Below are 13,486 nucleotides of genomic sequence, written 5' to 3'. Positions count from 1 at the left end.
TACGCGGCCCAGAGCGGTACCCCAATGTGTCGCAACTGCAGGGCATGTTTATCCAGCGAGATGCTACGTCGAGTCGCCAGTACGTAGGACGCCAGATTGCCACTCCGGGCACGCAGAGCATCTCGTTTGTTGCTCCAACCAGTGAGACCACCTGCGAGATGCTGCTCGCCAAGGCTCCCCAAGGTCAGACCTTGGCTACAGTGCAATACGCCACCAGTGCAAGCGGCACGCCAGGAACTGTGCAGCTCCTGGCCGCGCCGATCGTGGGGTCATCAATCAACGGCCGCCCACCGGTCGAATTTACCGGAATGCTGCCCTACGCCAGTGAGCTGTTCGGCATCTACCAGCCTCTGGCTGGATGGTACGGTCTGCAAAACTCGCTGCGCGTCGCCCGAGGCACTGCCGAAAAGGCCTGGGCGTACCTCAGCCGCGAATCGTTCTCGGGCACCGCCGCGCGCAGGATGGATGATGGGGCCTTGACCGCCCTGGCGGAGCGTTTCGAAGCCACAGCCCAGGGCGTGCTTTCACCGGTCGGACTGGTAAACCTGTTTCGGCAGTACTTCTTCGAGTTCGACACGTTCCTCGGCCCCCCCGTCGGCCACCTTTGGCTCAGCCCCGGAGGCACCGTGGAGCTCGTCGAGACCAGCACGCGGCGCACGCTGGTCGAAAAGACAGCCGAGCAGGCTGAGGAAACCTCGCGCAAGATCGAAGAAAGCCTGACCGAGCAGGACGACATCGCCGACGCGGTCAAAGAGGACAACGCCAACGACACCAAGCTCGGCATCAGCGCCTCCGGGGGTGCCAACCTCGTCGGCATCTACCACGCCGAGGCAAGCGCCACTTTCGGCGTCAGTAACACGGTCAAGCAGTCCTCAGAGGACACGCACAAACACACCCGCACGCAAAGTGCCAAAGTCGCCAGCGAAATCAAACGGAACTTCAAGAGCACGTTCAAGACGGTAACCGAGACCACAGACACGTCCAGCCGTCGCTACGTCATGCAAAACACCACGAAGGAGCTGGTCAACTACGAACTGCGACGTAAGATGCGCAAGGTCGGCGTGCAACTGCAGCACATCGGCACACGATTGTGCTGGCAGGTATACATCCCTGCACCAGGCCGAAGGCTTGGCCTGGGGGACCTGGTCCACCTTATTCCAGCACCGGACCTTACCTCGATCAGGAAGCCGGAACCGCCAGCACCGCTTGTGATCAAGAACACCCAGTTCACCGGTGCGTTCCCTATCCGGAAGACACCCAATAATAAGGACGAACTGAAAGCAAATTGGGAGTTCGTCTTCCATAACCCTGAGGATGCCGAGGATATCACCGACCACGAAAACGTCATCCATGCCGTGGCGCGGATGGACTTCACGCCTCCGCCGCCCGAAGAGGGATACAAGCTGAAAGAGGCGCTACTTGTCTCCGTGGCGCCGGGACGAGCGTTCATCGACCATCTGATCCGACGCAATCAGGCGATGACAGGCTTCGCTGTCTTCTCCAAGTTCTTCAATTCTGGCGACCTCACCCCGATCTCTCTGACCTTCGAACTCACGTGGGATCCACCAGCGACAAACGCGGCCCACGATCGCTACGCGGAGGAGAAGAAGATCTACGACGCAGAGGTGGCCCAGTTGCAGCGTGCCGCCTACGCTTCCGCCGTGCGTGAGCGGCTCGCATTGGTCAGTGCAATGCGCCCCCGGCCGTCACAGGACCTGCGTAACGAGGAACGTCAAACGATCTACGGAAACGTGATCCACACGCTCAAGCCATTCGAGCTCTACGACGACAAGCATCTGGGCTCAGAGTTGCTTCGACAGATCTTCGATGTGGACGAGATGCTGTACTTCGTGGCGCCGGACTACTGGAGGCCTCATCCCGTCCCCGGAGCCCCATTCCCCACTCCGGACCCCTCCGAACCCACCAAAGCCAGCGTCGGTAGATATCCGGTGCCGGATCCGAGCATTCTTGAAGGTCGGACCGTGGCCAGCTGGTACAGCCACACCGATATGACGAATGCAATTGATCCGCTAGGTCAAGCGAGTGACGAGTGGCGCTTGAATTACCTGATCACCGAGCAAGCACAACCTGCTCCCCTAGGCAGTTCCCTAGGCTGGCTGATCGAAATCGACGGCGACGCGCGCCGCAACGAATTCCTCAACGCAGCATGGGCCAAGGCAGTCCTGCCGGTGCGTCCAGGGCACGAAGCCGAGGCACTCAGGTGGCTCAGAGAAGCGGATGTCGAAGGGGAAGCAGCACTCGGCCTTCCCTATGAATTCAAGGAGGGAGACCCCACTGACTACCAAAACAAAGACGTAGGACAAGTCCTGGAAATTCTCGCGGCCCAGTTGGGGGATTCCAACACGACCATTGCTAACACCGTCGCTGCGGAAGAGGTCTTCGAAACCGGTTTCGACCCTCTGGAGGGCGGTTTCAAGCCAGCCGATCCCTATAAGGTATTCGACCAATGGATCGAAGTGCTCCCTACCGATCAGGTGGTGGCTGTGGAGGTGGCCTATGACCCTAAGACTGGGCAGCAGATTCCTGTGCCTGACTCAGTCGACCCCTGAGCGAGTGATGCGTTGCCCGGATGCCCGACCGTGCCGCTCCAGACCGCGGCCGGCCGTCACCCCCAAGTGGGGAACACCCCCGCGCCGGTGAGAGCTGCGGGAGGCCGCGCCCCATCTGCCGCAACACCACGCGGCCCCGCCTGGCGAGCAGCCGCCGATCGGCCTAGCGGCAGAGCCGATCACGCTCCGGCACAATGTCCGGGTCCCCGGCCTGCCACTGGTCCGCGGTGATGAGCCGTCCAACGACTCCTCGGAGCTGGGCGGCGGTGATCGCGGTCGCGTCATCCGCCGTCCGAGCCGGACCGCGTCCTGGACCGCGGTCCAGGACGTGGCTCCCGGCTCCAGCACGGCAACGAAGGAGTAGGGCAAGCCCGGAATGAACTGCGAGACAGTCTTCGCCCGTCCATAGACGTGGCAAGCAGCCGCTCCGCCGAGCATGGCGCGTCCGAACGAAGCCACGGCGACACATCGACCGCCAGGACCAGGCGCCCGCCGTCGAAACGCGGCAGCGGCAGCCCGGCCAGCACCGTCCGCAGCCGGTCGGTGTCGATCCGGCCGTGGTTCGGGCCGCCGTACATCGCTCCGTGCCCACGACGATGCTCGGGCAACAGCGTCAGATGCGCACCGACCTGATGAAGGTACGCCGTCACCCGATCGGCCAGCCGTTCGGGTGACCGACCGCGTTTGACCGCGCCTCGCTCCGAACCGCACGCGAATATGACGATGGGAACAAGACGAGGTGAGGAGCGTCTCGATGACGTACACGGTCACATTCCTGGGCACCTCATCCCTTCCTGTGGTGTCCAGCGGCGGTGCAAGTCGGACTCAGTCGTACGAGGTGGAGGGCTCCAGCACCGAGGTCATCACCGAGCGCCGGATGCCCATGGCATTGCCGGACAGCGTCACGGTGGTGGATCCGAGTGCCTATCCAGGCGGGGACGCTCTGAGCGGGACTCTCGTTCGTCGCGGTTACGCCGGGCGTTCCTGTCGCGCATTCCCAACCCTTGGTCGAGAACGGCTTCGACCCCTTGGCGGGCTTCCGGCCAGCCCAGCCCTACGAGAACTTCGACCAGTGGGTCGATGTCCTGCCCAACCAGGTAGCCGCAGTAGCCGTGCGCTACGACCTCAAGACCGGGCAGTGGCTGTGACGCGGCCACGTCATACCCCTTCGGTGGCGGGCCCCCGATGAGTATCCAGTTTCAACTCGAAGTGCGGGACGTAAGCGATGGCCTCCTTCCCGACGCAGTACTGGAACTGTCCACCTGGACCGGGTCCGGGAGCGTGACTGTTCATGCCCCGCAGGTAATTGGCGCCACCTTCGATTTTCAGGTGACCGACGCGGTTGTCAATGTAGTCGTCTCTCTGCAGCATGGGCGTTTCTCTCGCTTAATGATCAATCTTGTCAGAAACCCGAGGGAAAACAGCTGGAGGTGGACCGATCCACGGATTCAGGTGAGGACCCAAGGGCAGCAAGTGGTGGTTCGAGCGGTCATGTCACGGATCCGTCCTGCGCCAGTCACCTTCCTGGAGGAAGCAGACCTGAAAGCACGAGCAGAGCGGGTTAAGGCCCCTCTCGATGCGGCAGCCCGCCGACGCAGGCCGGCCCCGCCGGAAACCGCACCCTTGGGACCGCTAACGGGTGCACTGCTCGACCGCAACAACTTCTACCTGAGATCCTCTATGCTTGATCAGTCCACCTTCCATATCCTCGCCCCCGACCCGCTCGGCAGCGCGGAACAGAAGGACTGGCCGGTGAACGCACCGGGCTGGGGGCGATTCCATACGCTGGCGCAACCTGCAACACCCAACATCGACGGCCGAGTTCACCTCATCGAATATGGCGAAGTCGGCACTCAGAAAACGGCCCCCCGATTCCTAGTGGCCGTTTGGATGCCTCACGAGCTTGCCAAGGTAGGCCGCAGCGCAATCGACTTCCTCGTCTGGTTCACGCCCAACACCGCACCCCAGAAGTACCCCTTGGCCCAATACCCGTACACGGGGGACTATCCGTACGCGCTGCAGGCACGGGGATTCGGGACTCCGGCTGAGCCATACTTCGCGCTGCAGCCATATGTGGAGCTCCCCTTCGCGCACTGGGGCAACTACCACAATCTCGCTTACCAGATGCTTGCGGCGAAGCGCTCGGCAGCCATCGTGATTCCTGTAGCCCCCAGCTCTAACTTTGATCTTTGGGAATCACCCATGACGCTGATGCGCATGCTCAGAGAAATCTGCAGGTGGATTCCACGGGACGACGACGGCAAGGTTCCCAAGGTCCACCCCCTTCCGCCGGCAGTTGGCCGGGTGGCAGTTGCTGGTTTCAGCTCTGCGGTCGACCAGTTGAACAAACTGCTTGACCGTCACGGTGCGGCCTTGCACTACCACGAAAACGTTTGGGGATCGGTAACCGACCATGTGCAGTTCGATCGGTCATGGCGCGAACTTTGGTCGGTTGATGGTGCCTTTCATGGCAACCTGAGACGTCATACTGATTTCTTAAACAAAGGAGCTCAGTGGGTCAGGGACCAGAACGACCGGCGATTGCGGATCTACAAAAATGATTACACCGATGGACGCTGGGACCCTCGGAGGGAGCAATCGGACGGGGAGTTCGCTCGCGCCATGAAGGGAGCCACCTGCGTCGAACGCGGCAAAGACGATCATTGGGCGGTTTTCTGCGCAGAACCGAGGGGGCGCATCCACGCACTGTCGATGTCCAAGAGTTTCTCGGTGTCTTCCGGCGTCACAGATGCCCCTGTTTGGGACAGCAAACCGCACGAAAACATGCCTCGGCTGTGCCTCGGGCAGGCCATGAGTACGAGCGGCTTTGCACCTCTCGGCAGGCCCTGACCTCGATTTCGTGACGCCCGTCGGTTTGTCTGGCGGGCCGTTTCGGTTGTTCGGGCTGGTGATGGCCCGGCTGTCGCGTCGGGTGGGCGCCGACTGGTTGATCAGATCGTGACTCAGTGCGATTGGAATGGCGCTGTGGCAAGTTCTCTGGTGGTTCGATGCGCACTACCTCCCCCATAGCAACCAGCCCCAGGCCACCGCCGTCACGGGCATGCGCACGGCGACGCAGCTACCTGAGCGACTACTGGCGCAGGAGGCAGTGCTGCGACTGGAGGGGAGCGCTGACCGTCTTCCCGCAGCTTCCGCAAGTCACCGATGACCCCATTGAGACCACCACGATCAAGGTTCTCAAAGCTGGCCCCCAGGTGCTCGAGGATGACAGTAAGACGGCGGCGTCTCTCCTCTTCATAGAAGTCAACGAGGAGATCCTCCAGCTCGGACATCGGTTCGGCATCACCTCACCTGGAGAGCGTGGAGATCGACCGGGCAGCCCGGCTGAAGGTCGTCAAGGACGGAGGCGTCCCAGACTGGTTCGGAAAGCAGAGCGCGGGCGAGCGCCTGAGGCTGCGAATCGCCGTTAGCCTCGCGCTTTCACTTGAGTTCCGTCCGGATCATGGGCGGGAACGTGAAAGTGCTTTCTGAGCTGGGACGATGAACCTTGTCTAGGGGTTCTGTCGGTCCAGGCGGAAGGCACTTTCTACGTGCAGGGTATCGGTTCGCGTCCCAAGCTCCATGTCTCTGCTGACGGTGCGGGGGTGGTTGGTCACGCCGGAGCGCGGCTGCTGGCTGATCTTGCCGATGCCACCGGGCTGACCAGCTCGTACTTTGCCGCTCTGAGCCCACTTCGGCCACGCGGTACTGGTCATGTCCCGGGCCGTATCGCCGCCGATCTCGCGGTGATGCTCGCCGATGGCGGCGAGGCGATCGGGGATCTGGCCGCGCTGCGGGACCAGGGCGAGGTGTTCGGCCCCATCGCCTCGACGCCGACGGCCTGGCGACTGCTGGCCGCCATCGACGAACGTGTACTGGACCGTCTGCGCTCAGCCCGCGCCCAGGCCCGCGAAGTAGCCTGGCTGCAGGCGTCCGAGACCCGCTGCGGCATACCGGCGGCGAAAGCCGACGGGCGGGAACTGCCCGGCCTCGTCCTGGACATCGACGCCACGCTGATCACCTGCCACTCCGAGAAGGAGGCGGCCGCACCCACCTACAAAGGCGGCTTCGGCTTCCACCCGCTGCTGTGTTTCCTGGCCAATACCGGCGAGGCCGTGGCCGGGCGGCTGCGACCCGGCAACGCCGGAGCCAACACGGCCGCGGATCACATCGCGGTACTGGACGACGCTCTCGCGCAGATCCCCGACCCCCACCGGCACGGCACCGACATCCTCGTCCGCACCGACAGCGCCGGGTCCGCGAAAGCATTCCTCACCCACGTCCGGGACCTGCGAACACGGGGAATCCGCACCTTCTTCTCAGTGGGATACGCGGTCACCGAACCAGTCCGCCGCGCGATCCGGGCCCTGCCCGAGCAGGTCTGGCATCCCGCTCTCGACCAGGACGGCACCCTGCGCGAGTCCGCCGAGGTCGCCGAGCTGACCGGCATGCCCGGCCTCGCCGGCTACCCGGAGGGCACCCGCGTCATCGTCCGCCGCGAACGCCCCCACCCCGGAGCCCAGCTCTCACTCTTCGACCAGGACGAGGGCATGCGGCACCAGGTCTTCCTCACCGACACCCCCATCACCTCCGGCCCGGCCCAGTTCCTGGAGGCCCGCCACCGCCAGCACGCCACCGTCGAGGACCACATCCGGCGCGGCAAGACCACCGGATTCGACCGCTTCCCCTCGCGCCGCTTCGACGTCAACGCCGCCTGGCTCGAACTCAGCCTCGCGGCCATCGACCTCCTCGCCTGGACCCGCGTCCTCCTGCTGGACGGCGAACTCGCGACTGCCGAACCCAAGAAACTCCGCTACCGGCTTCTGCACGTCGGCGCCCGGATCACCCGCGGCGGCCGCCGCATCCGCCTTCGCATATCCGCGACCTGGCCCTGGCGACATGAACTCGCGGCCGCGTTCCACCGCCTGGCCGCACTACCCCGTCCCGCCAGCTGACCCGCCGTCCCTGCCCACCTCGACCCAAGGACCTCGGAGAACCCGACCCCGCGCCGGGCCGTCACCATGCCCACCGGCCGACACGGCCTCAAACAATCTCGCTCGTCCACCCGCCAGCCGCGTCCCCAACCTCACAGGGCAGTACACCTAGGGCCACATCAGGCAACGTTTGCCCTGTCGACGACGGCGCGTAGGCGCTGGTCGTCGGCGTGGCGGTTTCGCCAGATGATGTAGCGGCGGATCATACTGCCCTGCTCTTTGTGGGTGGCGTGGTCGGTGCCGTCGAGGGTGAAGTAGCGCAGGGCGGTGAACTGGGCCTCGACGCGGTTGAGCCAGGAACTGTTGGTCGGGGTGTAGGCGATCTCGACGTTGTTCATGGCGGCCCAGTCGCCGACGCGCTGGCACCGCTTCGTGGTCAGGTGCGGGGAGAAGTTGTCACAGACGATCGCGATCCGTACCGATGGTGGGTAGAGCGTGCGCAGGTAGCGGCAGAACTTCAGGAACTGGGTTCGCTTCTTCACCGGTTTGACGTGGCCGTAGAGCTTGTCCTTGCCCAGGTCCAGGGCGGCGAACAGGTGCCGCACTCCGTCATAGCGGTTGTAGGTCGCCCGCCGCCTGCGGCGTGGTTCCCGGTCGGGGTCCTTGTTCTTTCCGCCGCGTTCGGCCCACTGCCGGCCGGGGTGGGGCATGAGGTTGAGGGGCCCGAACTCGTCCATGCAGAAAATGACTTCGGGCTCGCCTTCCTCGGGTATGACTTCCCCGTCGGCGATCGCGTAGAGGTGCTCGACCCGCGCCTTCTTGGCCGGCGATGTCAGGATCACGGGAGGTTTTCCAGGTCTTCAGGCGTTGAAAGGAGACGCCTTCCTCGCGGAGCAGGATGCGCAGGCCCTCGTGGCTGATGTCGTCGACCACCCCCTCGGCAACCAGGAAGTCCGCCAGCTTGGTCAGGCTCCAGGTCGAGAACGGCAGGTCGTGCTCGGTCGGCTTGGACCTCGCGATCTTCTTGATCTCGCGGCGCTCGGGCAGGGTGAAGGTCTTCGGCCGACCGCCGGAGTACTTCGGATACAACGAGTGGAAGCCGTTGGCGTTGAAGTTGTGGATCACGTCCCGCACCCGGTCGTCGCTGGTGAACGACACCTCGGCGATCTTTGCCACCGGCATGCCCTGCGCGGACAGCAGCACCATCTGGGCCCGCCGCCAGGTCACCACCGACCCGGTGCCGCGGCGGATGATCCGCAGCAGCCGTCGCCCCTCGTCATCGTCAAATTCCCGCACTCGCGCACGTCCGCTCACGTGATCATTCTGTCGGCCTGTCCCGGGCCGGGCGGCGCAGAGCGACGCAGGGCTCCTACGATTGCAGTCATGGCACGCTTTGAGGATGTGCAGGCCGCCTTCTGGAAGCCTCGCAGCAGTTACGGAGTGCACCAGCCGCTGACTGATGAGGCCGTGCGCAAAGCCGAGCGACTGCTCGGTGTCACTCTCCCCATTTCGCTCCTCGACCTGCTGCGCGGTCAGAACGGGGGCGAGTCTGCGGCCGACCGGGACGCCTTCCCGACAGACCAGCCGACTTCCTGGGGTACCGATCACATCCCGTTCGACCACTTGATGGGCATCGGCGAAGACGGCCGCGCAGTCTCTCTGCTGGACAGTCTGTACCTGATCAAGGAATGGGGACTGCCCGGGCCTGCCGTGCTTCTCTCAGGCGACGGGCACTACTGGATTGCGCTCGACTACCGGGCATCCGGCCGACACGGGGAACCATCGGTGACGTGGTTCGACGCCGACCGCAATGAAGAGCTGGCCCTCGCCACGGACTTCCGATCCTTCGTCGAAGGTCTCACCTCCACCAGTGACTTCGACAGCGAAGACGTACCCGACTGACGACACAGCACCAATTGAGACGTCACAGCAGGGCGAACGTTGCCTGATGCGGCACTAGCTCACGCCTATGGAGTCTGATGTGGGCGCGAATGGCTCCAGCAGTGGGAAGAGGCCAGGCTCCCCGCAGCCGCGACCGGCGACGGCTGGAACCTACGGCTCTTCCCATAACCTTGCCGCTCAGCATGTTGCCCGGGACGCTGAAGCGTCCCGGGCAACATCGTCTTCACCACGGCTCCGGCCAGGCCCGGTAGCCCGGGTGTCACACCGGGGCCGCGGTAGCGCTGGTGCCACCCGGTCATCAGGTTCGAGGACCAGGCGCCGAACTTGCGGCTGTCGGAGGCGCACGCGGTGCCGGTGCCCCACCACATCTCATCGCGGACGGCGAAGGTGGCGTTCACCAGTTTCCGCAGGGCCGCGCGCATGTTGGCCCGGTTGACGAACAGGTGCCGCACCCTGCGCAGCGGCGCCTCGCTCTCGCCGTGCTTGCCGGTCACCGCGACCCGCTTGATCCCCATGTTCGTGCCCAGGCCGAACAAGACCAGCAGCAGCCGGCGCCGCAGCACGTCCTTCGATAGCGTCTCGCGGGTGGCCACCGAGGTGAATTCCTCAATGAAGCCGGTGTCGAACTCGGCGTACTTCAGGATGTCCAGCAGGTCGATGGTGCCCCAGCGGCGCTCGATCTCCCCCTTGATCGCCACCAGGGACTCCGGCTCTTCCTGCTTGCCGCGCGGGGAGACCCTGATCCATGGCTCGCCGTGCTTCTTGACGATCGACACCCCGCCCGTCGTGCCCTCCGCCAGTGCGGTCTCGAAGCGGTCCAGCGAGGTGCGGAGCTTGCCTTGAAGGGCGGTGATGAACTCGCCGGAGTCCTGCGGCTGACCCAGCGCGGCGTAGTGCACGTCCCGGTTGTCCTCGAAGTCCGCAGGCAGGTCGTCCTCCGGGTTACGCCACCGGTTCGCCCCCACCACCCAGATCTCCCGCCGGCGCACCGCGTCCCGAAGCGCAACCAGTACGCACAGCTCATAAGGGATGCGCTCGACACGGCCCTTGTCGTCCACCACCGCCGCCCCCCACGGCTCGGGCACCACCCCCGCCAGCGGCACACTCTCCGCCGGTTCGAAGAACGCCCCCTCCTTCAGCGGCTGGTCCAGGTAGCGCTGAAGCAGGTCGACGTGCGGGCTCGGCATTACGGAATGTGTGCCCGAAGCACGATTCACCCGACGCCGACAGGGACGGCTCTCGGCATCTTCGGTATCGGGATTCTCGGGCTCGTTCTCGCCCTCGCGTGGGTCGTGACATACGCGCAGGAGCGCTGAGAATCACGAGCACGACGCGGCCTGCGATCTCCAGGCCTCGGGCCACCGCGAACGTCCCACGCCCGTGAACACGGCCTTGGGCCAAGGGCGCCATGCTCACCTCTGGCCCCGAGAAGGCCCTGCTCGGCCTGGGACAGGCAGCTGGTGACGGGGACTTCTCTGGTGGTTACGGGCTCTGAGAGCGTCCTGGCCTGCCGGAACTCTGCTCGCGCCCGGGTCTCCGACCGGTGCAGCGCGGGATGGTGCTCAGCGATGCGGCCTCGCAGCTGCTCCTCGGTCCGCGCGTCGGCAGCACCGGCCCGGTATGTCGCCGCTTTCTGCCTGGCCAGGGTCGTTCGATCACTGCCACGATGTCCCGATGCCCTCCGATCTCGCTGAGTCGTGGCTGCGTGGTGTCGCAGCCAACCCCGCCGCACCGTCCGATGTTCTGCTCCGGCTGCTGAGCGCACAGGCACGTGCCACCTGGACGATCCTCTGCGAGGAGCGCGAACTTCCCGCAGAGGTGGTCGAGGCGGTGCTCGCGCACCCCGAGCGCCTGATCCGCCGTAGCTTCGCCCGCAACCGGCACGCGACCGCGGAGCAGCGCGGCCGACTGGCCGACGACGTGGACGCTCACGTCCGCGCGGCCCTTGCCTCAGGCCCGCGCCCGCGCCTGGGCAGGGTCGAGGCGCTGCCGGACGAGATCCTGGAGCACCTGCTGACCGTGCGGGACGACGAAGGCAGCGGCCACATGGTCACAGCTGACGAGATCAGACAGGAACTGGAGGTCTCCGGACAGATCTCACCGGCGTTCCGCCGCCGGATGCTGAACCACCCGGACACCGAACTGCGCTACTGGGCAACGGGACTGTGGCTGTGGTTCACTCCCGGCCAACGCGATGCGCTCCTGAGCGATCCGGACCCCGTCGTGCGCGAAGCCGCGCTGAGACAGAGCCGGCTGCTGGACCCGATGGCGATGGAGAGGGAACTGCCGGAGGAGGGCTGCCACCATCGGGGCCTCCTGCTCACCAACTACGCCGTCTCCCATGCCGTGGCCGCACGGTGCCTCGCCGACCGGCGCGACCTGTGGTCCCTCGCCCACAACCCCCACACGCCTGGCGACGCCATCACCCGCCTCGCGCGCGATCCCGACCCCCATGTCCGTGAGCGGGTGGCCGCCAGGGCCGATGCCGATCCGACCCTGCTGGCCGAACTGGGCCAGGACCCGGACAGCATGGTGCGAACCCGGGCGCTGATGCACCCACTGCCGCGAACGTGGCCCGAGCGGGCTGCCATCGACCGGATCATCGGCCACACGGAGGGGACCATCGGCCGCACAGCCGAGACCATCGGCGCTGTCGACGACATGATCGCCGAGCCCCCGACCAGCTGGTACGAGATGTGCGCCGCGTCCCCGGATCACCTGCTGCGGCGCGTCGCCGCGAGCTGCCCCCGGCTGCCCGAGGATCTCGTGCACCGCCTGGCCGCCGATCCCGACGCCGACGTGCGGCACCTGCTCGCCTACAACCACCCGCTCGCACCACCCACGATCGTCCTCGACGCCTTCGTCGCCGCACCGAGCCGACGCCCCTACCTGCTGACGCTTCCCAGCCTGCCCCGCACCGGGCTGCACCACCTGCTCGACCACGACGACCCCGACGTCCGTGCCCTGGCCGCCGCCGACACAGGCCTCGGACGGCCGCCGCTCCACCTGCTCGCCGACCCCGAGCCGTGCGTTCGTCGCGCGGCGGCCGCCAACCCGCTCCTTCCCCTCGACGTGATCTCGTCGCTCCTCGACACCCCGGAGCACGCCGAAGGGGCCGCAGCCAACCCAGGCCTGCCCGCGGAACGCCTGCACGGCCTGCTCGACCAGGGCGGGCTGCCCCGACCGGCAACTGCGTAGGCCGTGGGCCCCGCCGGCCCGCGCCGGGGCCGATCGGCCGGCAGCAGCGCGCGGACAGGGATCCGACCGGATGATCGCCGGAGCCCCGTGTCAGTTCGGACCCGTCGTCAGTTCACCGCTGGGGCGCTGCACGCTTGCGCCCGTACCGGTCACGCGGCCTGAATGAGTTCCACGCGCCCGAACAACAGGGCGTATCCGGGAGGGAGCTGGGTGATGATGCGGTCCAGGAGGCCGGGGCCTGCCAGTTGACCTGTCACGGCGAGGACAGCTCCGGCGTCCCAGCGGGCGGTGGCAGGAGTGCCGCCTGTGCGGGCGGCCAGATCCTTGACGAAACCCCATCCGGTGAGCGGTTCACGCTCCGTCATCTGCCTGGTGAGGTCGGACGAGAACTCGGCCGGGAGGCGGGCGGCAAGGTCGACGCGTTCGTCACCGGTGAGCTGACGGCCCAGCGCTGCCAGCACGGCGTGTATGACGTCCTCGGCTCGCTGCCGTGTGGGATACGCGCCTTCGTACCGGACCTTCTCCACCATCTGAAGGAACGTCATGCCGACCCGGGCCGTGGCCTGTTCGTGCAGCGGAAGCATCGTGGAGTGGTTGCCTTTCTCGCTCAGAAGGTTGTTCGCCCGCGGAGCGGACCGACCGGAGGAACGCAGGCCGGCCTTGCTGAATGCGTGAGCCGTCACGCATTCGCGGGCTCAGGTGTCATGGGGAGTGTCCAAGGGGGCGGCGTAAGCCGGGGTGGCCGATTCGTCCCGGCCATCACCCACCGGATGCGCGCCCCCACCACGGCCGAGGCGGCACGTGGGCCGACCGCATCCGCGGTGCGAAGGACGGGGCGCACGGGAAGGCCGGGTCCCGTCCTTCGCACCGCACGGGTCGGGT

Annotated in this window: 8 protein-coding genes and 2 pseudogenes; 6 read left to right on the top strand and 4 right to left on the bottom strand. The window is 65.9% G+C overall.

Features of this window, described 5'->3' with window-relative positions; genetic code table 11:
• The first annotated feature begins 158 nt into the window (after positions 1 to 158).
• Positions 159 to 2,570, top strand: coding sequence for a hypothetical protein (locus tag ABZ441_RS14980; RefSeq protein ID WP_358972993.1), 2,412 nt, complete (start codon positions 159 to 161; stop codon positions 2,568 to 2,570).
• Between the two features lie 193 nt (positions 2,571 to 2,763).
• Here the strand turns inward: ABZ441_RS14980 and ABZ441_RS14975 are convergent.
• Positions 2,764 to 3,187, bottom strand: a pseudogene (locus ABZ441_RS14975) (transposase); the annotation flags it as partial.
• Between the two features lie 387 nt (positions 3,188 to 3,574).
• Between ABZ441_RS14975 and ABZ441_RS14970 the strand changes: the two are divergent.
• The 3 genes from ABZ441_RS14970 (at position 3,575) to ABZ441_RS14960 (ending at position 7,525) form a co-directional block, all read left to right on the top strand.
• Positions 3,575 to 3,718 carry a hypothetical protein gene (locus tag ABZ441_RS14970; RefSeq protein ID WP_358972990.1) on the top strand — a complete coding sequence of 48 codons (144 nt, stop codon included), beginning with the start codon at positions 3,575 to 3,577 and terminating at the stop codon, positions 3,716 to 3,718.
• Positions 3,719 to 3,755: 37 nt separating this feature from the next.
• Complete coding sequence (locus tag ABZ441_RS14965; RefSeq protein WP_358972987.1) at positions 3,756 to 5,420, top strand: hypothetical protein; 1,665 nt, start codon at positions 3,756 to 3,758, stop codon at positions 5,418 to 5,420.
• Positions 5,421 to 6,121: 701 nt separating this feature from the next.
• Entirely contained in the window at positions 6,122 to 7,525 is a 1,404-nt protein-coding gene (locus ABZ441_RS14960) for an IS1380 family transposase (protein WP_358972984.1), read from the top strand.
• A gap of 158 nt (positions 7,526 to 7,683) precedes the next feature.
• Here the strand turns inward: ABZ441_RS14960 and ABZ441_RS14955 are convergent.
• Positions 7,684 to 8,818: pseudogene (locus tag ABZ441_RS14955) on the bottom strand (IS630 family transposase).
• Between the two features lie 69 nt (positions 8,819 to 8,887).
• Here ABZ441_RS14955 and ABZ441_RS14950 point away from each other — a divergent pair.
• Positions 8,888 to 9,406, top strand: a complete 519-nt coding sequence (locus ABZ441_RS14950) for an SMI1/KNR4 family protein (protein WP_358972981.1) — start codon at positions 8,888 to 8,890, stop codon at positions 9,404 to 9,406.
• A 65-nt stretch (positions 9,407 to 9,471) separates the two neighbouring features.
• Here the strand turns inward: ABZ441_RS14950 and ABZ441_RS14945 are convergent, their stop codons facing one another.
• On the bottom strand, positions 9,472 to 10,593 hold the full coding sequence (locus ABZ441_RS14945; protein ID WP_358972978.1) for a Tn3 family transposase: 1,122 nt from the start codon (positions 10,591 to 10,593) through the stop codon (positions 9,472 to 9,474).
• Positions 10,594 to 11,080: 487 nt separating this feature from the next.
• Here ABZ441_RS14945 and ABZ441_RS14940 point away from each other — a divergent pair, with 487 nt between their 5' ends.
• Positions 11,081 to 12,604: a hypothetical protein gene (locus ABZ441_RS14940; RefSeq protein ID WP_358972975.1), complete on the top strand. Its 1,524-nt coding sequence runs from the start codon at positions 11,081 to 11,083 to the stop codon at positions 12,602 to 12,604.
• Between the two features lie 149 nt (positions 12,605 to 12,753).
• On the opposite strand, the gene ABZ441_RS14935 is transcribed toward ABZ441_RS14940, so the two are convergent.
• Positions 12,754 to 13,188: a DUF2267 domain-containing protein gene (locus ABZ441_RS14935; RefSeq protein WP_358972972.1), complete on the bottom strand. Its 435-nt coding sequence runs from the start codon at positions 13,186 to 13,188 to the stop codon at positions 12,754 to 12,756.
• Positions 13,189 to 13,486: the final 298 nt, after the last annotated feature.

The sequence above is a fragment of the Streptomyces sp. NPDC005752 genome (genome assembly GCF_040630715.1).
Taxonomy (GTDB): domain Bacteria; phylum Actinomycetota; class Actinomycetes; order Streptomycetales; family Streptomycetaceae; genus Streptomyces.
The sequence above is the reverse complement of the archived record's forward strand: the minus strand, read 5'-3'. Positions and strand labels throughout refer to the sequence as shown.

Bases quoted from the DNA above. Each gene is read 5' to 3' on its own strand.
- ABZ441_RS14980 (WP_358972993.1), top strand. From the start codon at position 159: ATGCTGCTCGCCAAGGCTCCCCAAGGTCAGACCTTGGCTACAGTGCAA.
- ABZ441_RS14965 (WP_358972987.1), top strand. From the start codon at position 3,756: ATGAGTATCCAGTTTCAACTCGAAGTGCGGGACGTAAGCGATGGCCTC.
- ABZ441_RS14950 (WP_358972981.1), top strand. From the start codon at position 8,888: ATGGCACGCTTTGAGGATGTGCAGGCCGCCTTCTGGAAGCCTCGCAGC.
- ABZ441_RS14945 (WP_358972978.1), bottom strand. From the start codon at position 10,593: ATGCCGAGCCCGCACGTCGACCTGCTTCAGCGCTACCTGGACCAGCCG.
- ABZ441_RS14940 (WP_358972975.1), top strand. From the start codon at position 11,081: ATGCCCTCCGATCTCGCTGAGTCGTGGCTGCGTGGTGTCGCAGCCAAC.
- ABZ441_RS14935 (WP_358972972.1), bottom strand. From the start codon at position 13,188: ATGCTTCCGCTGCACGAACAGGCCACGGCCCGGGTCGGCATGACGTTC.